The organism is Planomicrobium sp. CPCC 101079 (assembly GCF_007859275.1).
In the GTDB taxonomy this organism is placed as follows: domain Bacteria; phylum Bacillota; class Bacilli; order Bacillales_A; family Planococcaceae; genus Planococcus.
The window spans coordinates 353,912-373,786 of the sequence record NZ_VOHC01000024.1 but is presented as its reverse complement, the minus strand read 5'-3'; the positions used below and the strand labels follow the sequence as shown (position 1 = coordinate 373,786).

Annotated in this window: 20 protein-coding genes; 10 read left to right on the top strand and 10 right to left on the bottom strand. The window is 39.6% G+C overall.

Annotation, left to right across the window (positions count from 1 at the left end; genetic code table 11):
- Nucleotides 1-200: 200 nt before the first annotated feature.
- The 3 genes from FQV28_RS12030 to FQV28_RS12020 form a co-directional block, all read right to left on the bottom strand.
- Nucleotides 201-758, bottom strand: a complete 558-nt coding sequence (locus tag FQV28_RS12030; protein WP_146496743.1) for a C40 family peptidase — start codon at nt 756-758, stop codon at nt 201-203.
- Between the two features lie 78 nt (nt 759-836).
- Nucleotides 837-1,718, bottom strand: a complete 882-nt coding sequence (gene galU, locus FQV28_RS12025) for a UTP--glucose-1-phosphate uridylyltransferase GalU (RefSeq protein ID WP_146496742.1) — start codon at nt 1,716-1,718, stop codon at nt 837-839.
- A gap of 344 nt (nt 1,719-2,062) precedes the next feature.
- Nucleotides 2,063-3,961, bottom strand: a complete 1,899-nt coding sequence (locus FQV28_RS12020) for a S8 family peptidase (RefSeq protein ID WP_186763863.1) — start codon at nt 3,959-3,961, stop codon at nt 2,063-2,065.
- A gap of 536 nt (nt 3,962-4,497) precedes the next feature.
- On the opposite strand from FQV28_RS12020, the gene FQV28_RS12015 reads away from it, so the two are divergent.
- From FQV28_RS12015 to FQV28_RS12005, 3 genes are all read left to right on the top strand, one after another.
- The gene (locus tag FQV28_RS12015; protein WP_146496740.1) at nt 4,498-5,697 is read left to right on the top strand and encodes a processed acidic surface protein; all 1,200 of its coding nucleotides are present in this window, start codon (nt 4,498-4,500) and stop codon (nt 5,695-5,697) included.
- Between the two features lie 2 nt (nt 5,698-5,699).
- Nucleotides 5,700-6,365, top strand: a complete 666-nt coding sequence (locus FQV28_RS12010) for a class D sortase (RefSeq protein WP_146496739.1) — start codon at nt 5,700-5,702, stop codon at nt 6,363-6,365.
- A gap of 315 nt (nt 6,366-6,680) precedes the next feature.
- Nucleotides 6,681-7,403, top strand: a complete 723-nt coding sequence (locus FQV28_RS12005; RefSeq protein ID WP_146496738.1) for a hypothetical protein — start codon at nt 6,681-6,683, stop codon at nt 7,401-7,403.
- A gap of 43 nt (nt 7,404-7,446) precedes the next feature.
- Here FQV28_RS12005 and FQV28_RS12000 read toward each other — a convergent pair whose 3' ends face one another.
- The 4 genes from FQV28_RS12000 to FQV28_RS11985 form a co-directional block, all read right to left on the bottom strand.
- A complete protein-coding gene (locus tag FQV28_RS12000; protein ID WP_146496737.1) occupies nt 7,447-7,728 on the bottom strand; it encodes a YciI family protein in 282 nt (93 codons plus the stop codon).
- Between the two features lie 3 nt (nt 7,729-7,731).
- On the bottom strand, nt 7,732-8,844 hold the full coding sequence (locus FQV28_RS11995; protein ID WP_146496736.1) for a threonine aldolase family protein: 1,113 nt from the start codon (nt 8,842-8,844) through the stop codon (nt 7,732-7,734).
- 175 nt (nt 8,845-9,019) lie between these two features.
- The gene (locus tag FQV28_RS11990) at nt 9,020-10,306 is read right to left on the bottom strand and encodes a nucleotide sugar dehydrogenase (RefSeq protein WP_146496758.1); all 1,287 of its coding nucleotides are present in this window, start codon (nt 10,304-10,306) and stop codon (nt 9,020-9,022) included.
- Complete coding sequence (locus FQV28_RS11985; protein ID WP_146496735.1) at nt 10,306-10,704, bottom strand: hypothetical protein; 399 nt, start codon at nt 10,702-10,704, stop codon at nt 10,306-10,308. Before FQV28_RS11985 ends, FQV28_RS11990 begins: the two co-directional genes overlap by 1 nt.
- A gap of 648 nt (nt 10,705-11,352) precedes the next feature.
- Here FQV28_RS11985 and FQV28_RS11980 point away from each other — a divergent pair.
- Complete coding sequence (locus FQV28_RS11980) at nt 11,353-12,498, top strand: PLP-dependent aminotransferase family protein (RefSeq protein ID WP_146496734.1); 1,146 nt, start codon at nt 11,353-11,355, stop codon at nt 12,496-12,498.
- Entirely contained in the window at nt 12,498-13,118 is a 621-nt protein-coding gene (locus FQV28_RS11975; protein ID WP_146496733.1) for a sugar transferase, read from the top strand. Before FQV28_RS11980 ends, FQV28_RS11975 begins: the two co-directional genes overlap by 1 nt.
- A 379-nt stretch (nt 13,119-13,497) precedes the next feature.
- On the opposite strand, the gene FQV28_RS11970 is transcribed toward FQV28_RS11975, so the two are convergent.
- Entirely contained in the window at nt 13,498-13,938 is a 441-nt protein-coding gene (locus FQV28_RS11970) for a VanZ family protein (protein WP_146496732.1), read from the bottom strand.
- A 435-nt stretch (nt 13,939-14,373) separates the two neighbouring features.
- On the opposite strand from FQV28_RS11970, the gene FQV28_RS19255 reads away from it, so the two are divergent.
- The 5 genes from FQV28_RS19255 to FQV28_RS11950 all read left to right on the top strand — a co-directional run bounded on the left by FQV28_RS19255 (nt 14,374) and on the right by FQV28_RS11950 (nt 16,713).
- Entirely contained in the window at nt 14,374-14,547 is a 174-nt protein-coding gene (locus FQV28_RS19255; protein ID WP_186763862.1) for a hypothetical protein, read from the top strand.
- Nucleotides 14,548-14,659: 112 nt separating this feature from the next.
- Nucleotides 14,660-14,965, top strand: a complete 306-nt coding sequence (locus FQV28_RS11965; RefSeq protein ID WP_146496731.1) for an antibiotic biosynthesis monooxygenase family protein — start codon at nt 14,660-14,662, stop codon at nt 14,963-14,965.
- The gene (locus FQV28_RS11960) at nt 14,962-15,312 is read left to right on the top strand and encodes a hypothetical protein (RefSeq protein ID WP_146496730.1); all 351 of its coding nucleotides are present in this window, start codon (nt 14,962-14,964) and stop codon (nt 15,310-15,312) included. Before FQV28_RS11965 ends, FQV28_RS11960 begins: the two co-directional genes overlap by 4 nt.
- Nucleotides 15,313-15,326: 14 nt before the next feature.
- Nucleotides 15,327-15,977 (top strand): cobalamin B12-binding domain-containing protein, encoded by a 651-nt coding sequence (locus FQV28_RS11955; RefSeq protein WP_146496729.1) that lies wholly within the window; start codon nt 15,327-15,329, stop codon nt 15,975-15,977.
- Nucleotides 15,955-16,713, top strand: coding sequence for an STAS domain-containing protein (locus FQV28_RS11950; protein WP_146496728.1), 759 nt, complete (start codon nt 15,955-15,957; stop codon nt 16,711-16,713). The genes FQV28_RS11955 and FQV28_RS11950 overlap by 23 nt, the downstream gene beginning before the upstream one ends.
- Before the next feature lie 7 nt (nt 16,714-16,720).
- On the opposite strand, the gene FQV28_RS11945 is transcribed toward FQV28_RS11950, so the two are convergent.
- Nucleotides 16,721-18,085, bottom strand: a complete 1,365-nt coding sequence (locus tag FQV28_RS11945) for a polysaccharide pyruvyl transferase family protein (RefSeq protein ID WP_146496727.1) — start codon at nt 18,083-18,085, stop codon at nt 16,721-16,723.
- A gap of 234 nt (nt 18,086-18,319) precedes the next feature.
- Nucleotides 18,320-19,672 (bottom strand): polysaccharide pyruvyl transferase family protein, encoded by a 1,353-nt coding sequence (locus tag FQV28_RS11940; protein ID WP_146496726.1) that lies wholly within the window; start codon nt 19,670-19,672, stop codon nt 18,320-18,322.
- Nucleotides 19,673-19,875 lie beyond the last annotated feature (203 nt).

Genomic DNA, 19,875 nt, shown 5'->3' with positions numbered 1-19,875 from the left:
CTAAGGCCGTGCCCGCGGAAAGCGAGCGCCGGAACGGAAAGCCCGCTGCCTACGCTTCCCTCATTCCCCTCTTCTGTAAAAGAAAAAGGCTTGACTACTGATAAGAAAGCGTCCGCCTGGAGCGCAAAGTGAAAAGAGCAACAAGAGTTTCTCGACAGCCTGGAAACCGGACAAGGGGTCTATCCCCTTGTCCGGTTTTGTTAGGTGATTTTGCTTGTAAAGAAGCTAATGCTGTTTTCATCTACTTTATAAAGCAATCTGCTTTTAGATAAAGTATCTGGTGTCAGTTTGATATCGGAGTCAATTAGGTTAACCCCCACATACCTGAATGCGTCAACTATCAATTCATCGCAATTATAGCGATGCACTGATGAAATGATAGGCGTTCCAAATAAAATATTAAAAAAGCGGCTAAAAATCAGCTTCCAGTCATAGCCTGTAGAAATCCACTCTCTTATAAAGAATATGACTTTCGCTTTTTCTGTTTCTGTTAAAGCGACTTTCAAGCGGTAAATATCATATTGGCCAATCGGGTACGCCAAATGTTGAATCGAAACTGGTGTTTTCCAGTCGAGCTGGATTAAATGGAGCGGATCGATAACCATAGCCACATGGCTGTACTGGCTGTTGGTCAGCCTTTGGATAATCCGGGCAATTGGCGTTTCACCTCTATAGAAGATAAGATCAAATTGTTCCAGCATACCATCACCTTGCCATTCTATTAAAATCATCCCTTCTAATCCCATTTCAATTACCATTCGACTCTGCCGGCAGAAACCCTGCTTTTCCTTGAAAACAAAACGCCAATCAGCTTATTGCTGATTGGCGTTTTCTGCTTACTTGCTCTCCATATTCAATTCCTTCAACTTGCGTTCAAACAACTCCAGCAAAGGCGCTCGAAGATCCGGACGCTGCAATGCGAACTCGATGGTCGTTTCGATAAAGCCGAACTTTTCTCCGACATCGAACCGGCGTCCATCAAATTCATAAGCATACACCGGCTGAATGCCGTTCAACTTTTCAATCGCATCCGTCAATTGGATTTCTCCTCCGGCTCCAAATTGATGCTCGCCCAAAAACTCGAATATTTCCGGAGTCAACACATAGCGGCCCATAATGGCATAATTGGACGGTGCGGTGCCTTCTGCCGGTTTTTCAACAAAACGCTTTACTTCCATCAATTTTCCATCGGTAGATAATGGATCGATAATGCCATATCGTTTTGTTTCGCTATCCGGCACTTCCTTAACCCCAATTACGCTATTGCCGGTTTTATCATATTGTTTCATTAATTGCGCCAAACATGGTTCATCGTTTTCGACAATATCATCGCCGAGCAGCACTGCAAACGGTTCGTTTCCGATGAAGTTGCGCGCCGACCAGATAGCATGGCCAAGGCCAAGCGGCTGCTTTTGGCGGATATAATGAATTTCCACTTTTGATGTTTCCACAACGGAATCCAGCATATCCAATTTCCCTTTTTTCAGCAATGTTTCTTCCAATTCGTACGCGTGGTCAAAATGATCCTCAATAGCGCGCTTCCCTTTACCGGTTACGATAATGATGTCTTCGATTCCCGACGCAATCGCTTCTTCTACTATGTACTGAATCGTCGGTTTGTCTACAATTGGCAGCATTTCTTTCGGCATTGCTTTTGTGGCAGGCAAAAAACGAGTACCCAGTCCAGCAGCCGGAATAATAGCTTTTCTAACTTGCATTTTTTCCACCCACCTTTTAGTTTTTAGACTTGTATTTAGCATTTTCCATACTGCTAAATACGTTTAAGCAACTATTTACTTAATTTTCTTACATATCATTAATATACACTTTATTAGTCCTAAGTGCTATAAAGTTTAGCATTACTCAAAAATTTCTCTAATATTCAGTGAATATAAAGCGCTGAAATCCCTTAAAGTACTCTTTCTAAGCACAATTCAAATGAATACCTGCAGGTCAATTCAAAAAGTTTTCCAGACTATGAAATAGAACACAGCTTGACAAAAAAGGCAATTCTCTACCGAGAATTGCCTCAAATCCATATAGCTTTTCTAACCGTTAAAAATTATTTTACAACAATCGTCTTACTGCCGCTCCTATTGCCTGCTTTATCAGTAGCGTAAAATTTAACAGATGCACCTTTTTTCTGGGCGCTGATTTTCACTTTAAACGTACCAGTACTGCTTGCTGTGCTTTGGCCAAGCTTCTTGGAGCCGTTATATACAGTAATCACAGCTCCTTTTTCCGCTTTTCCTGAAGCCGCAGTTGTTTTGCTTGTTATCGAATTCACACTCGGGGCGCTCGGCGCAATTTTATCAGCCGCTTTAATATTTTTCGTCCCGCTTCTGTTTTTTGCTGCATCTACTGCATATACCGAGATGATAGTCCCTGCCTTTTGCTTGGCAATTTTAAGTGAGAAAGCTCCACTTTTTGCTGCAGCTTCTCCAAGCTTTGTTTTTCCTGCGTACGCGTATACTTTAGCGTTCGATTCCGCTTTGCCAGTTACAGTCGTGCTTTTGTTCGAAACCGGATTGACTGTAGGTATTCCTGGTGCAGTTTTATCGATCACTGTTACCGTTTTATTGGCGCTTTTATTTTTTGCAGCATCTATCGCATAGAGCGAGATTCCAGTTCCCGCTTTTTGCTTGGCAATCTTCATTGTATACTTGCCATTTTTAGCTACTGCTTCGCCAAGCTTTGTTTTTCCTGCATAAGCGATCACTTTCGCGTTCAATTCAGTCTTCCCTGTAATGGAAGTAGTGGAATCCGTGACTACACCGACTGATGGAACAACCGGGACAGTTTTATCAATATTCATTAGGGCATTTTTTGCGTTTACTCGGCCATTGCCAAATTTTGTGTCTTTTCCTTTTGTGCCCAAGTCTTTGGCGGTCAAATACAAGCGATCAGCAATCTGTGTATTTTTCAAGGACGGTTCTTTCGCTTTTAAAAGAGCTGCAACCCCCGCTACTACCGGAGAAGCCATCGATGTACCACTCATCCAGCCATACCCATCGTTTGGAAGAGTAGAAAAAATTTCAGTCCCAGGTGCTGCAATGTCAATAGTCGATCCATAATTGGAAAAGCTGGATCGGCCATCGCCAGAAGTAGTGGAGGCTACTGATATAACACTATTATAAGAAGAAGGGTAATGTGCTTCACTTATTGCGTCATTTCCTGCTGCCGCTACTACAACCACTCCTTTACTGGATGCATATTGAACAGCCTTCTCTAACGCGGTGCTTGGAAAATAGCTGCCTAGGCTCATGTTAATAATGTCAGCGCCAGAATCCACCGCTTTATATATTCCTTCAACAATATCAGAGATGAGTGCATAGTCTCCGTCAAAAACATCAATAGCCATGATTTTTGTTTTCGGTGCAATTCCTGCTCCTCCGGTTTTATTATTCATTACGCCGGCAATAATACCTGCTACATGCGTCCCGTGTTCTCCTTTGGTGAATGACTTGCCTTCTACCATATTATAATGTGACACTATTTGGCTTTTTAGATCGACATGGTTCAAATCGATGCCATCGTCAATTACGGCCACAACTACATCAGACGATCCAAGCGTTACATCCCAGGCTAGACTGGACTCAATGGTTTTATGGTGATATTGAAAATCGATAAGATCCGGATCGTTTGCCGCGTAATCCAATTTGACCAAATAATCCGGTTCAACGCTTTCCACGTCTTTTCGTTTTTCTAAATCTTCAATAAAGATATCGATTGACTTGTTATCAGGAACTTCCAGGGTGGCCAGGTGATCGGCATCTTCGCCAGGCGTTGCCACTGTTTCAGATTCCGCCAACTTACTGACAACATTTTCTTCATAATGTATGATTACTTGATCTGTTTCGGGAATTGCAGCAGGGCTTTGCCCTTCTGCATATGTATGGACTCCAGAGAAAGCTGGCATAACTACCAGCAAGCTGGAGAGGGCTATTAATGTTTTTTTCATTTTCATTCTCCTTGTAAAACAGTCTAAATTGCTCTACTTTAACTTTGGCCATCCTTAATATTCAGTAATTCGATAGGTGATTAATAGGATTATTTCCAAAAATATTATTAAAATCCATTTGTCTTATCACAGTATACTTTAATGGCACTCAAATTCATATCCATAGTAAAAGAAAATTACTTATATACTTTTACCTATGTCAACTTGAAAAGAACCTCTTTTTTCTTACGCAACCTTATACCCTTTTTATATGAACGCCAAAAAACCCTTTTTTGAAAAATATATACTCTCTACTAATATATTCTTTTTTCCAGTAGTATACATTCTTTTACTGCAAAATTCATATTAGTTTTACCGTTAAACTTTAGAAATAACGAAGAAAGATGGTCAGTAAAGGTGTTTTTTATTTTAGAAACTAAGAAAATAAAACACACACATTTTTCTAATTCAAAGTTCCATATACCTATGTAATTTTCCCTACCTTTCTATTATACTGTTGAAGATTGTTATTTAGATGAGATATGGGAGGAAATGGGATGAAACATTTTTTGACGATGTTGATGGCTGCAGTACTGATAATGGGAGTCATGCCGATTTCAGTATTTGCAATCGAAGAAGATGATAAGAGATTCAACAGGTTCCTGAGCGAAATAGGCTGGGAAAAGCAAGCTTATCTTGAATACTTGGAAAGCAAAGATTGGCCATTAGAAGAAGTTGAATATATGGATGAACTTGGTACTCCTATCACAGAAGAAACCGTTCAAACTCTTTTAAAAGATTTTGATATAGCGCGTGAAGAATTAAATAAACTCCTTGAAGAATATGGCTACATTGAAAAAGGGCAAGATGTGCTTGACAGTGATTATCTTCTCTTTATCGAGGAAATTGAGGCCTTCATTGACAAAGATCCAAGCTTCACTGAAATTATCCCAGAGAACCTGCAAGAACTTGTCGACTATTATGAGTTCGGTTCTGTGGAAGAACTGGAAGCGTTTTTGAACGGCTTTGGGGATTCTTATAAAAATTATCAGTCCATTGAAGAATTGGAAGGAGCAATTTCTCTTTATTTGTGGCTTAGTGAAGATGGCGATATTATGCTTGATGGCCTTTTTTCTGCATTTGGTTTGACTGAGGAAGAGTTGGATAACTTAGGCGGTCATCTAGGAACACTGGATTATGAAAATTCTGCCTTTAAATCCAAGCTCACCGAATTAGCCCAGCGCATGATGGCTATTGGTGAGTTTGAAACTGCAGATGAATTGACAGCTGAACAGATTGCTGAAATCTTATCTATTTTTAATGAATTGCAGTCGCTGTTTAAGGTTACTACTCAATATTATTTGATTACTGAGGGAGAAAAACAAGCAATTTCTTTAGATACTCTACTGACATTGGATACAACTAACGGCTTTGACTTATTGATTGAAATCTACAATCAACAAGGAACATTCCTTGCCGATATTTTGTTGACTGCTGATTTGTTTGACTCGGATGTTATTGTTGATACAGGCGAAGACTTGAAAGAAATTGAAGAAGTTGTTTCAGAGGCGCCTGCAAAAACACCTGCAAAGCCAAAAATTCACGAAGACGCTAAAAAACCCGTGGTTTCTTCTACCGTTAAAGGCGGAAAACTGCCGAAAACTGCTGGCGGCTATGCAGCAAACACTTTGGCAGGATTGGCACTTGTCTTGATCGGAATTGTATTGTTCCGCCGTTTCAAAGTTGCAGGGATGTAAGGATGAAAAGAGACGAAATAAAAGGAAGAAGCAAACGCGTTAAACGCTTGCTTATTCTTTCCATGTCAATTGCATTTATTGGATTTGGCGCTTGGTTCAGCACTACGAATGCGGCAACTTTCTTGAAAGGTTATTTGCTTTTTAAAACCACCCAATCGGATGCAAAGGCAGCGACTGAACTGGTGATGGCTGACGAAAAAGAGCAAGCAGCTGAAACGGAGCCGACAGAATCAGAAAAAAAAGAAGTCGTCTACTTGGAGCAGCCGGAACAAGGAGAGAACATTGGAGAATTGATCATTCCGAAACTTGATGCAACCTTGCCGATTATACACGGTACTGACGAAGAAGAGCTGGAAAAAGGCGTCGGCCACTTCGCGGAAAGCGTTTTGCCTGGAATGGAAGACAACTCTGTTTTGTCCGGCCACCGGGATACAGTGTTTCGCCGGCTTGGAGAAGTCGGCAAAGGCGACTTGCTCATTGTGGAGACAGTTGCCGGCAAATTTACGTACAAAGTCCGTCAGGTGCGAATTGTCGATGAAGACGACCGCACAGTGATTGTGCCAAAACCAAAAGCTACCTTAACCGTTTCCACCTGCTATCCGTTCGATTTCGTCGGCTATGCACCAGAACGCTACATATTAGTAGCTGATTTAGTATCATCCGAATAAAAAAAGCGATTCCAATTGGAATCGCTTTTTTTATGGTTGAAATCTAATAATAATAAAAATTTAAGATATCTCTAATTATATAGATTAATTTTTATCATTATGGTAAAATTCAATCAATTCAGATAAATTTACATAGTAATTATTGAGTGTACTTTTCCCAAAGACAAACCTTTTCTCTTTTTCTATTGGCACTGAAAAACTAATTCCGCCGTCCCTTACACTGCTGATGCCTTCTTACTGTCAGCAAAACCAAATTTAATGCGTTTTCATTTTAATTTATATAGGTAATCATTTTGATGCAGAGAGGATGAGTATATGAAAAAAGTAGGGGTATTTTTAGGGGTCGCTCTTTTTTGTTTTGCTGGCTATCTTGTTTATTTGTTTGAATTTAAAACATATGATGTAGCCGATGCTGAAGTTGACGTTGTGGCCGAGGAAGAATACATTATTGTACTTTCGGATGGCTCTAAAATCATTTTGGACGAAGATGGAAACTTGATACGCCGGGAAAAGCCTCTTTCTGAAACAACGGGCGAACCAGATGAAAGGATGCCTATTTTTGGTACAGATAAGTTTGATTCTGATATATCAAACAATGGAAAAATCTCAAAAGAAAAGGCCAAAGTAACTCCGGTTGCCAACGAAAAAGCCGCGTCTGCTGAAAAAAGGAACACTTCAGATGGCAAAGCAATGGCCAGACAACTCAAGAAGCAGTATGAAGCGGCATTTGAAGATCTGGAGGAACAGTCAACGGACCGCCTTTATAAATTGGTTAGTTTAGCAAAAAATGAATATCTAGAGAAACAAGCAGCCGGCCAATCCATAAGTTATCCTTATTTCTATAATAAATACACAGCAGCAGCCTCTAAACTGGAAGAACAGACTGACCAGTTCTTTTACGCCTTGATAAATCAGATGAAACAAGAGTTAAAAGCAAATAATTTACCTGATTCCACTGCTGACGCCTATGCAAAAGAATACGAAAAGCGAAAAGATAACCTGCGCAATAAACTATTAAAAGAAGCAGCCGATTTCTAATCGAAAAATCAGCCGCAGCATTCAATTGCGGCTGGTTTTTATTTTAAGCCCATACGGCCTCCCATTCATGAATTTCATAGCCCCTGGCTCCGTTTTTGACATAAGGGTCTTGATTCACAAAGGCTTCGCACTCACTAAATGAGCTAGCCTGATATATGACCAGACCGCCGGATCCATCAACAAATCGTCCATTGCCGTAAACGTGCCCTCTGCTTCTCATCATTTCTAAGAATGATAAATGGTCCGCCCTGAAATGCTGACTTTTTTGCTTATCGAGCATCGGCAAAAAAACTGCGAAAAACTTCTTTTCCTCTTGTTGTGGCATGTTTTATCCCCCTCTTATAATTCCAACCTGCTGCTTCATTTCTTTATCAAGCAATTGAAAAGCCGCTTTGAGTTGCTCTTTCGGCACAGCGGCATACAAGTCGCCTATACTGATTTCATAGGAGCAAGCTGTTCCTTCTAAATCTTTCAAATAACTTGCAAAACCGATGTTAGTTTGCTGGTGAACAGCTGCAAGCAGTTCACTTACAACTTCTTTCGATTGCTGAAAATGAACATGGAACATATTGGAAACAGGTTCCTTAGGCAAGGTTGAAATTCCATGGCAGCCATTGAACAACTCAGCCAATTCTTTTGCCTCGTCATAATAGCGCTTCATTTTGTCTGCTCGCTGTTCAAAATAATAGTCCGCTGAAACGATGTAGGGATAGAGGCTGATTAGGTCGCCTCCATGGCGCCGTTTCCAGACTTTTGCTTGGGTAATGAATTCCGGTTCACCAGCAAGGATAGCTCCGGCAATGCCGCCAATTCCTTTGTATAACGAAATGTAGACGCTATCAAAAAGAGCACAAACTTCAGCAGCAGTCTTACGGTAATACGGAAGCACTTCTAAAAGCCGTGCACCGTCCAAATGCAGCTTGATGCCCTTGTCCCGGCAATAGGCAGATATCCGCTCCAATGTATCAAAGCTTGGAAGTTGGCCGCCAATTTCCCGTTGAGGCAGCTCCAACAATAGGCAAGCCACTTCCTCTTCCAGCCCTGTTATGTCCTCTAAGTTAATGACCCGTTCTTTGTCCGCCAACAAAATCGAATGGATATTGTGCAATTCTTTTAAACCGTCTTCTTCATGGATTTCCAAGTGGGATAAGGGATGATACGCAACTTTTTTCAACGCTTTTTCATCACACCAGATTCGCAAAGCAATCTGCTGCGCCATCGTTCCGCTTGGAAAAAAAACAGCTGCCTCTTTTCCGGTTAAAGCAGCCATTTTCTCCTGAAACTCTTCAATGACTTTTCCAGACCCATATCGATCGCTCTCAAGTTCTTTGTCAACATTTTCAAATGCCTCTTTCAATACGGTCGCATTCCGTTTACCGTGCCCAGACAACTGATAGTTTGTTTGATTGAATGTTTCTTCTAAATGATTTATATCGCCCAATTAGCTCCCCATCCTTTTTAGAATACTTGCAACATGATAATTACTATATCATTCTTTTTCTATTCCATGAGGCCATTTTGAATATAAAAAACGGCCATGCTTTGAAAAGCATGGCCGCGGAATAAATAGATTTTTTATACCAGTGATTTAGTGGATGCAAGAACTGAACCCCATTTTATAGTCGCCATAATTCAATGTTTGCCGGCTTTTCTTTTTTATCGAGTACGCAATGAATATCAAAAACTATTCCTTCTTTATTTATTAGCAGTTGTTCAATCTTTTGCCATCCTGCTTTTTTATAATTCATATGGGGCACTGCCAGGATTACAGCTGAAGCAGGAAGCAAATCACTGTGAGGAGTAAGTTCGAAGCCAAATAAACTTTCTGCTTTTTCAGGATGTGCCAATGGATCTGCAACCTGTACATCAAGACCAAACTCCTGTAGCTCCCGAATCATATCGACAACCTGAATATTATAGGCGTTTGGTTCATCTTCTTTGTCCGTGAAACCGAGTACGGTGACTCTTGATTTTTCATTAGAATAACTTTGCTCAACGATTTTTTTTACAATTATTTGTGCAAGTGCAGTGCCCATTTGTTCGTTGATGCGCCTGGCATCCATGGTAAGAACAGGATAATGGTCAGCTGCAATTCCTTTATAGGCCAAAAAGTAAGGATCGTTGCTTATTGAAGAGCCGCCAATTAAACTAGGTGCGAATTTCTGGAATTTCTTCTTTATCGAAACAGTTTCAAGAACATCCTGTGTATCGATTTCCAGTTTGTGGCAAATCAGAGCCAATTCGTTCATTAGTGCGAAGTTGACATCGCGCTGTACAGATTCGAAAATTTTTGCAGTTTCTGCAATCCGAATCGATTTCGCCTTATACACACCAGCTTCGGCTACCTTCCCATATACTTCAGCAATAAAATCGCTCACTTCTTTACTTTGGCCAGCCACTACTCTCTTGGCTTTCGAGAAAACTTCTTTGTTTTCATAGGGTTTAATTTGCTCTTGTGAATACCCGACAAAAAACTCTTCCCCAGCTTCCAATCCTGAATATTTTTCAAGGACCGGGATGCATTTTTCTTCTGTCAACCCTGGATAAAAAGTTGACTCGTAAACAACAACCACCCCTTTTCTCATATGTTTACCTACAGTTTTACTGGCTTCCAATACTTGAGCGAAATCTGGATAGTTGCTTGAATTCACAATTGTTGGAACAGCAATGATGATAAAACCGGCATCATTAAGTTTTATGGGATCATCGCTAAAATCAATCTCCACTTTTTTTAAATCCTCTATCATCATTTCTGATATGTAGTCAAACCCTTCATTCAATGCTTCAATCCGATCCGTTTCCGAATCAAAACCGATCACCGAATACTTCTTACCGAATTCAATAGCGACTGGCAATCCGGCGTCCCCCAAACCTACTACTGCTATTTTTAACTTGTCGATCATCATGTGAATTTCTCCCTTTCTTCCGGCCTCCAACGCTGAGTATCTAGATTAAGCAACTGCTTGCTATTCACGAGAGCGAATGCTATGAGGAGCATTAGAATCGACCCACTCGAAATAGCTGATAAGAATTCATTGAAATATCCGGTGTCTGTGCCGTTTGAAAATACCGGAAACATCAGAACGTAAAGCCCATTAAAAAGAAGAAGAGTTTGTACTCTAACTCCAGTAAAAATCAGTACAAGCCATTCTTTATAAAGCGAACGATACAAATAGAGTGCAATAGCCAAAATACTTATTAAAAGAAGAAATATCGCATAAACTTCATTGACCGATACAAAACCCTTAATCAGGTCTGATATCGGTAATTGTGAAAAAAAGAAAGCCAATAACAAAATCATGAAAAATCTCTCCCTTGATAACAACTTCTAAAGATTAACAGCCAAAGAGTAAATTTCTTACCCCACTAACTGTAAAACGATATAGAGATACTTTTTGATTATCCATGTTATTTTTTAGGTGGTTGAACCCTTGACTCTTTTCATGGGTTCCCCTTCTGCCCCTTAAGCTTCCTGCCTGAAATCTATGCTAAAGTCATTAGGTTAAGGGTAGGTTAAATAGTTTAAATAGTTCGAAAATAAGACATCTTCATATGATGGCCCTGGTATTGTACCGGGGCCATTTCTTTTAAATCAATTGCTTGCGCGTTCTGTTGTATTGGCCTATGTAACCATCCACCATCGTTTTTAAATAATTTACCTATAAGGCTTTCTCTCACACATCTTAAATAAGACCAGCATACAGGGCTTAAAAGAGAAAAGATTCTCGCTGGATCCCTTTTTAAACAATCGACTGTATTAAGGCCTAGTTCACTTCAAAAAGAAAGTTCCCTTTAATTTTAAAAAAATCTGAATTTAACCTCCTTTTAACCTGTATTCTTTAATGTTGTATTTGTTGAAATGAAGAATTTATTTTACCTATAAATTGAGTTTTGTGGACATCTTGCTTTGGCATCTCGAAATTTTTACATCAAGGAGTGGAGGAGACAAATGGAAATTGGTGGAGAATTTGAAATGAGGCTTGCTGATGTGGAAAGGAAAAAGACACTCGATTTAAATAGCCTCTTTTTTTCTTCAGGTCAAGCCGCAATAAAAACAACTTTGACTTTCCTGCTTAAAGAAAAAAAAATAGACTCTTTCCTCTTGCCAAATTATTTATGCGGCAGTATTTATGAACCTTTTTCAGAGTTGAACTTGAAGGTGGAGTTTTATGAAGTGACTAAAGATTTAAGGATCGACTTGGACGATTTAAAAAAGAAACTAAGACGAAGCCAGGCTATCTATTTAGTGGACTTTTTTAATGTCAGAGAACCAGCATCTACAATAGAATTTTTACGAAGCATAAAAAATGAAAAAGTCATAATCGAAGATAGGACACATACTATTTTTAATGAAGAAACTGGATTGGGCCATTATGAACTGGCGAGCTTAAGGAAATGGATGGGAGTTCCGTCCGGAGCTGTCCTCAGAGTGGAAGATGAAAATGAAAGAGCTGAACTTGAAAAACTTATGGTTCCATTTAATTCTTACCCGCTAATAGAAAAGCGTTTGTATGGTTTTATCCTTAAAGAAAAATATCTTCAAGACCCCAGTAATGAATCACTCAAAGAAATCTATTTGAATTTGTTTAAAGAAACGGAAGAAATAGTGAGTGATCAAATTATTCAATTAGAGAGTATAGATGCCCTGTCTAAAATAATTATTGAAACTTATGATGCTGCTGAGATGAGGAAAAAAAGGCGTGATAATTATAACTTTCTTTATCAATCGCTTTCTGCCGTTTTCGGCCCTAGCAATATTGTTAGCGGAAAATTAACTCCAGCGGATACGCCTATAGGATTTGTTATTTTTGTTCAAAATAGAGACCGTTTAAAAAAAGAACTAATCAAAAACAAAATATATCCGCCTATTCACTGGCCTGTACCAAATGTCATCAGAGGATTGAAAATGGAGAATCCACTGATTATATTCAGTAAAATCCTTACAATCCCTTGCGATCAACGATACTCGGAAAAGGATATGGAACGAATTGTAGAAGTTATAAAAGCTTATTATACCCACTGTGAAAAAGATGAAGAACTGATGAACTTTAATGAAGTTGAAACCGATAAAATATGTGCTCATGGAGGTATTTAATGAAATTCTTTATCAAAAAATCTTTTGACATAGGCAGTTCTTTGATAGCTTTAATTCTTTTGTCTCCATTACTCCTCTTGCTTTCAATAATAATATATTTTAATATGGGCAGCCCTGTTATTTTTAAGCATCAACGCCCAGGATTTAAAGGCAATCTATTCCTAATGTATAAGTTCAGAACAATGACAGATGAAAAAGATGAACATGGCGAACTTCTGCCTGATCATATCCGGTTAACTAAATTAGGAAGATTTTTAAGAAGCACCAGCTTAGACGAACTCCCTGAATTAATCAACGTGTTAAAAGGGGATATGAGTTTAGTGGGGCCAAGACCGCTAGAAGTGGTATATTTGGAACATTATTCTCCGGAACAAATGAGAAGGCACGATGTCAAACCGGGAATTACAGGTTGGGCACAAGTAAATGGGCGAAATGAATTGTCTTGGGAAAACCGCTTTAAGTTAGATGTTTGGTATGTGGATAACCATAACTTTTTTATTGACTTGAAAATTATATTAATCACCATTCTAAAGGTAGTAAAAAGAGAGGGAGTGTTAGTGGAAGGGGCTTCTAGCGGCGAAGCCTTTTATGGAAACCTAAAAAAAGAAGAGCATGTATGATTAGTTCTTGGTGAGATTCACGGAAAATCTTGAGGGAAAATTAAAGTATTCACATATAGAAAAACCACTATTGTTACAGAATGAACCAGCCACATTTAAGGGTTAGTTCATAAGCAGCTCTCTTGCACTTAAATGACTCCGGTATAGTACCGGGGTCATTTTCTTTTGATTTCATTGCTTGCATGTTTTGCTTTAATGGTCCATGTAGTCAACCCCCTTTTAATCCAGATAGACAATTGCCTGTCAAGCATTGACATCAATCTTGAAAGAGGCAAAATATGATTCGACGGCGTATTGCCTATATAGCTTCTGTTGCAGGAATGGATAGCATGCTTTTAATAAGACTTGAATGACAAGCCGCTTCAAAATCGTTATAAAATTAATTGTTTTCAGCTGAAGGTGCAGTTCTTTTTAAGCTTCTTATGAAGTGATATATAGCAAATGCAAATAAAATGCCCGCTAAATCTATAAAAGCATCAAACAACCTTCCATTTCGATTAAAGTACAGTTGTAAAACTTCAGTGATCCCCCCAAAAATCGCACATATCATAAAAGCCAATTGCGATTTCCTTAACCAATTCAGAACTAAAAGATACAAGATTCCAAAGGAAGCAAAATGTCCAACTTTTTGAAGCAAATAGAAATCATCATAAAAGTCTATGTCGTTTACTATGAGGAGTTCTGAAACAGCAGGACGAGGTTCAAAGTCATAATTTATACTCTGATCAAATAAAAAAGCACGGGCATTAGTTGTGCATGTTGCTATTAATATTGAAGCCACCCAAAAAATAACTAATAAAAACTTTAAGTTCCAGAACATTCCCCTGTCTTCCCCCCTCTTCTTAAACTAGTTTACCTGCTTCTATGTTTGTATGTTGAATTGTCTAGTCTAAGAGTATAATCTGCATCGCCTACCAAGCAGCGCGAGCCGTTTTTTTCGGCATAATCTACGTTTACTACTCCGGTTATCAAGCATTTCGCTTATATTACACTGAATCTTTATTTTTTTCAATTTTTCGAATGGACTACTTTTTGTTTAAATCGGGAATGATACTGATACAAGGAAATAAGATTCAAAAAAATTAAGGTGTGGTGTTTTATCGCTGATATACTTCTATTGCATAAATGGCCAATATTAATAACATGCGACCTTATAGCTTGGTCCGCCACTTTCTATATGTTTTACGCCCGTTATTGGCTCAGATCGAAAATCCGGATCTTGATATCCTTTTCGATTAGTACGGGACTTGGCTATGTGCCCCATATCATTCTGGGCATCCTGAATTTTCTCGAATTCAAACGCTTTGATCCTTTTACAATTTTCCTGTTGTCGATGTTCCTGTTCGGTATTACGGTCGGGAAAAAATATATTATGAAAATCGATCGCAAAATCCAAACTTGGGCGACTAAAGCCCAGGAAAATTATTAAGAGCTGTCCCTTTTGAGGACAGCTCTTTCCATACGCATCTTCTGCTTTCTTTTTATTTCCAAGACCGAAGTGTTATAATGAACACAGAAATTTGAGGCGAAGGGGAAATCGTATGTATATTGTAACGTCAACTGTGGTTGTTCCGCTTGAAAAAGTGGATGAAGTAATAGCCATCTACCGGAACCGCTCCAGACGTGTAGATTCGGCAGAAGGATTCCATTCGTTCCGGCTGATTCAAAACACAAAAAAACCGAACGAATTGACAGTTCACCTCGAGTGGCAAACCAAAGCCGCATATCTTACTTGGGTGAAAAGTGCCGAATTCAAGGAAATACACGATATGGAAAAAAATTATCCGGACCAGGAATTGGCCGGGATTGTGCCAAAAGTCCGGCAATACGAGGTTGTTGCCGAATGAATAGCATAATTAAACAACAAATCGCTAAAGAAGCGAGAGAAAGCATATACGCCGCTCATCCTGAACTTGTCGAACGTTTTGGGGAGAATGGCATCATCCATACCGAAAAAGATAATATGCATCATCTTGACCATTTGGAAACAGCTTATTCACTCAAACAAACAAGTCTGTTTCTAGATTATACAAAATGGCTGCAGACCGTCTTAGAAAGCCGAAATGTCGGTACCCACTTGATTATCGATAACTTTGAGCGCTTAATTGAGATCCTTCCTGGAAAAGTTGACCTCAAGGAAGAAGAGTTTATGATTCAGTCCCTTAAAGAAGCTATTCATCTTCTCGATAATTAGAAAGGAGGATACCTGTGACTTCAGACGAACTTGCCGATATATTTCTTTCAGGCGATGATTATTATGCCTTGCGAAAAGTTCAGCATTATTTGCAGACACATACACGGAAGGAACTTCACCAGGAATTATTGACGCCTGCCATGTACCGGATCGGACAATTATGGCAAGAAAATGTTATTAGTGTAGCTGATGAACATTTGGCTACCGCAATTTGTGATTTTGTCATTTCTGCAACAGACCACCGGAGCCAGGCAGAAAAAGAGGCAATCGGAAAAGCGATGATTATGGGCTTTGAAGGCGAAGACCATTACCTCGGCTTGAAAATGGTGGCATGCGTTTTCCGCGAACATGGCTGGGCCGTCCACGACATGGGCCCGAACTTGCCGCTTGTATACGCTCTGGATGCTGCGAAACAATTGAAGCCGGACGTTATCGGGTTGTCTGCTGCCCTCGTTTCCCGACTGCCTTTAGTCAAAACGTATATGGACGCTTTCGGAACACTTGATCCAAAACCGACAGTCCTCATTGGCGGCCGTGCTGTTACATTGGCCGATTTATCGCATGCGGAAGCGGAAGGCGCTGTCGTCCTGGAAAATTTAGAAACCCTGCAGCACTGGATTCAGTCAAGAAAGGAGTTGAACTATGGCACAAGCGCACCACATTGAAGAATGGCCATTGCCAATCTTCAAATTAGACCGGGAGCTCACCATCTTAGCGAGTTCGAAGATGGCACGCACCCTCTTCAAGGAATCACCTGTTTTCACCGGCCTTCTTGAAGAAGGAAGCCGTCAGAAAGCTGTGGAATTCTTGAATCCGGCGCGTTCCATTAACCCTATTGAGTTGACATTCTTATCGCCATCAGATGAACCAACGGTGATGGACGTGCATTGCCAATGGCAAAGCGATGGAACAGCGAATGCCATTGCTGTGCCCAAAGACCGGCATTACAACCGTGTGTCTGAGCAACTGTCAAATTTGCGAAGAAGGCTGAACGAAACCAATTATGATTTACTGCTCGAAAAAGAGCGTACTGAAGAACTGCTCCAGAACGTCAGGGAGTTGTCTGCGCCTTGCATCAAGATTGATCACCAACGCCTGCTCATTCCCTTATTCGGTTTGATTGATAAACTGAAAATGGAAACGGTCATGCCAAGTATTTTAGACAATGTCTATCGCCAGGATGGCCAAACAGTTATTTTCGATTTAACGGCCATGGACGATATTGATAGTGATGGCTTAAACCAATTGAACGCATTGATCCAGTCCTTATCCATCATGGGCATTGCTATTTCCATCACTGGCGTCCATCCAAATCACGCTAAACGCCTGCATGAACTAAATACACTGCTTTATGTTACTTTTGCGGTTTCTTTGCAAGAAGTATTGCTAAATGAACATTAAAAAGGTATTATTTTGATGTACTGAACAAATCAGCGGTTTTCAGCGCCATACGAACAGCTTTTCTGTTTAAAGTGCCTTTGTACTTTTTGATGAGCTTGTTTCTTTCAGTTAACTCTTCTTTCATTTTTGCGAATTTCTCTTCTTCTGCTAAGTGAAGTTTTTCCCAGCGATCAGCCGCTTCTGGAAAACTAATACCTTTGATCGTTTTCAAAGGTTGAAGAAGTTCAACTTTGGCAATTTCCTCATCCAACGGCACGGTTGAAGGGGTATTGGTGTTTTTGTATATATGGTCTAGGTTATTTTTGTTTAAAAAGTCGATGAAATGATCGAAATTCTTCGCTTGATTTTTGGCTGGCGCTTGGAAATCAACCGTTTCGATTAAATCGCTTAATCTTGTTTTATCCGTAATATCATGAGCCATCACATGCGTCAACTGATGGTATTCAGCTAATTCGCGCATACGTGCGTCTTTAGGGATCAAAATGCTAGGCGTTCCTGCAATTGTAGCTGTAATGTTTCCGTGCAAGCGGGCACCGAAGCTCAAATCAGCAGTACGAAGGAAATCAAGCCAAGTTGGCACGTTCAAAAAGTAACGAACTCGATCGTTCATATAAGTAGGATCCGTCATCTTTGCCGGATAATTAGTGCTCGATTTTGCAATTGACGGAGCTCCTGAGTAAACCAATCTCATTTCCTTCATCCATTGTGGAATAAAGTAATGATTCGGATACTCCTCCATGCCTCTCGTAATAAAGTCCAAGACATTTTTCGGTGATAACCGGGACGAATTGACGCTGACAATCGAATCTTTTGTGATATCAGTTTCGCGAATATTGAGTTCCCTGCCAAAAGCATACATAGAAGGACAGCCAATTACTGTATGGTCGATTCCCTCGCGGAAACCAAGACGCGTAAGATATTGTGAAGTTATCTCCCCGCGCAATCCGATGATAGTTGATTTTTCTAAAACCGCTTTAACAAAAGCTTTAACATCTTCATCAAAAGGAAAGCCTTCATTTAATTTCGGTTCAAACGGTGCACGCAAACCTACTCCAATAACGATAACAGGGATTTTCAACTTCTTGATCAGTTTTGTATATTTGCGGAGTGATGGCACAAACTCTTCGCGAAATGCATCCGCCAGCGGAATGACATAAGCATCGTATTTTTCATTGATTTCATCAGCATACTCAGGGTCGTAATCATAGTAATCGGGTGTAATTACGGTATCTGCTGTCATCAACGTACGAAACACGCTGTATTGGTAAACCAAGTTACCGACATTTCCTCCAATAGAATTATTCATCATGATGTGTGGTGCATCAAACTTTTCATATGGAGCCATACCGGCTCTAATTAAAATATTCTTCATGGTAGAAAATTTGCTCCCCTCACCTATGTAAATTTCAAGAAATATCACAAAACGTTTACTTAAAATAGCATAGAGAAGAATAGCCAGTAAGTCAATTTTGCGCATAATTAATTACTATATCTTTAAATAGATTAACATAAAACAATAAATGGTGATTAGCTTTGTGCTGTCATTCTTTTTAGCTTCAGTAAGAAACTTAACCCGAAAAGGTTGAGGGCCCATAATATAAAAGCATTATTTGCTATTAAAAATTCCTGCTGTTTTTGAAGCCATATTGATCGCTCTTCTTTTTAATGCTTTTTGGTAACTTAAAATCGTGCGTTCTATTGGATCTTTCTGGGCCTTTTTATGTGCTTCCTCTAACGGATAAAAAGTTTCCCAGCGCTGTACCATCTCTTCCAAACTTATGCCGCTGATTGTTGAGATTGGTGCTTGCAGTTGAATATTCGCTAATTGTTCTTCGAGTGGTACAGTTATTGGAGACAAGGTTTTTTTATAAATGTGGTCTAGCCCGTTTTGATTCAAGAAATCAATGTAATGGTCAAAGTTCTTTGGATGCGGTTTAATTGGCTTCTTAAAATCTGCTTTCTCTACCAATTCACTAAGCTTGGTTTTAGATGTAATTTTATCAGCCATTACATGTGTCAATTGGTGATATTCAGCCAGCTCTCTCATTCGTGCATCCTTAGGAATCAAAATACTCGGAGTTCCAGCAATTGTAGCAGTAATATTCCCATGAAGCCTTGCTCCAAAGCTCAAGTCAGCTTCTTTTAAGAAATCAAGCCATGTTGGAACATTCAAGAAGTATCGGACCCGATCATTCATATAAGTTGGATCAGACATCTTTACCGGATAATTGGAACTCGGTTTAGCAATGGCCGGGGAACCGGCATACACCAACCTCATTTCTTTTAGCCACTGCGGAACAAAATAATGATTGGGATATTCTTCCATGCTTCTTGTGATAAAATCCAGAACTTTTTTAGGTGAATGGCGGGAAGAATTTACACTGATTAAAGAATCTTTCGTAATTACAGTATCTCGGATATTCAATTCTCTGCCAAATGTATACATTGATGGGCAGCCAATAACGGTATGGTCTGTGCCTTCACGAAAGCCCAGCTTGGTCAAGTATTCTGAAGTGATTTCCCCTCGAAGCCCAATGATGCTGGACTTTTCTAAAACAGCCTTGACGAACGCCTTTACATCCGCATCAAATGGAAAGCCCTCGTTTAATTTCGGCTCAAAAGGCGCACGCAATCCTACCCCTATTACGATGACGGGAATTTTCAATTTTTTGATCAGCTTTGTGTATTTCCGCAAAGATGGGACAAATTGTTCGCGGAAAGCATCTGCAAGCGGAATGATAAAATAATCATATTTCTCATTGATTTCATCGGCGTATTTCGGATCAAAATCGTAATAATCCGGAGTAATAGTAGTACCTTCCGTCATCAATGTCCGGAATACACTATACTGATAAACCAGGTTCCCTACATTACCGCCAATAGAGTTATTTACAATCATATGTGAAGCATCGAATGTGTCTAATGGAGACATTCCCGCCCTTATTAAGATATTCGTCATGTTTCCCTGCCCTTCCCTGTATGTATACCTCAGCACTTAAAATATACTGAATTGATATATAATTTAGCTTATTGAATAAAAACAGGAAAGTCAATGCAACGTCATGAAGTTAATAATACCTTTACATCTTATATCTCCATGGGTAAAGGCATAAATCCAGATTATTGATTGCAGATTGGCATGCCTTCCATAGCGAAAAGAAA

Bases quoted from the DNA above. Each gene is read 5' to 3' on its own strand.
- FQV28_RS11970 (WP_146496732.1), bottom strand. From the start codon at position 13,938: ATGTTCTGGAACTTAAAGTTTTTATTAGTTATTTTTTGGGTGGCTTCA.
- FQV28_RS12000 (WP_146496737.1), bottom strand. From the start codon at position 7,728: ATGCCACAACAAGAGGAAAAGAAGTTTTTCGCAGTTTTTTTGCCGATG.
- FQV28_RS11990 (WP_146496758.1), bottom strand. From the start codon at position 10,306: ATGATCGACAAGTTAAAAATAGCAGTAGTAGGTTTGGGGGACGCCGGA.
- galU (WP_146496742.1), bottom strand. From the start codon at position 1,718: ATGCAAGTTAGAAAAGCTATTATTCCGGCTGCTGGACTGGGTACTCGT.
- FQV28_RS12015 (WP_146496740.1), top strand. From the start codon at position 4,498: ATGAAACATTTTTTGACGATGTTGATGGCTGCAGTACTGATAATGGGA.
- FQV28_RS11960 (WP_146496730.1), top strand. From the start codon at position 14,962: ATGAATAGCATAATTAAACAACAAATCGCTAAAGAAGCGAGAGAAAGC.
- FQV28_RS11975 (WP_146496733.1), top strand. From the start codon at position 12,498: ATGAAATTCTTTATCAAAAAATCTTTTGACATAGGCAGTTCTTTGATA.
- FQV28_RS11940 (WP_146496726.1), bottom strand. From the start codon at position 19,672: ATGACGAATATCTTAATAAGGGCGGGAATGTCTCCATTAGACACATTC.
- FQV28_RS11950 (WP_146496728.1), top strand. From the start codon at position 15,955: ATGGCACAAGCGCACCACATTGAAGAATGGCCATTGCCAATCTTCAAA.
- FQV28_RS12030 (WP_146496743.1), bottom strand. From the start codon at position 758: ATGGTAATTGAAATGGGATTAGAAGGGATGATTTTAATAGAATGGCAA.
- FQV28_RS12010 (WP_146496739.1), top strand. From the start codon at position 5,700: ATGAAAAGAGACGAAATAAAAGGAAGAAGCAAACGCGTTAAACGCTTG.
- FQV28_RS11945 (WP_146496727.1), bottom strand. From the start codon at position 18,085: ATGAAGAATATTTTAATTAGAGCCGGTATGGCTCCATATGAAAAGTTT.
- FQV28_RS11980 (WP_146496734.1), top strand. From the start codon at position 11,353: ATGGAAATTGGTGGAGAATTTGAAATGAGGCTTGCTGATGTGGAAAGG.
- FQV28_RS11965 (WP_146496731.1), top strand. From the start codon at position 14,660: ATGTATATTGTAACGTCAACTGTGGTTGTTCCGCTTGAAAAAGTGGAT.
- FQV28_RS12020 (WP_186763863.1), bottom strand. From the start codon at position 3,961: ATGAAAAAAACATTAATAGCCCTCTCCAGCTTGCTGGTAGTTATGCCA.
- FQV28_RS11985 (WP_146496735.1), bottom strand. From the start codon at position 10,704: ATGATTTTGTTATTGGCTTTCTTTTTTTCACAATTACCGATATCAGAC.
- FQV28_RS12005 (WP_146496738.1), top strand. From the start codon at position 6,681: ATGAAAAAAGTAGGGGTATTTTTAGGGGTCGCTCTTTTTTGTTTTGCT.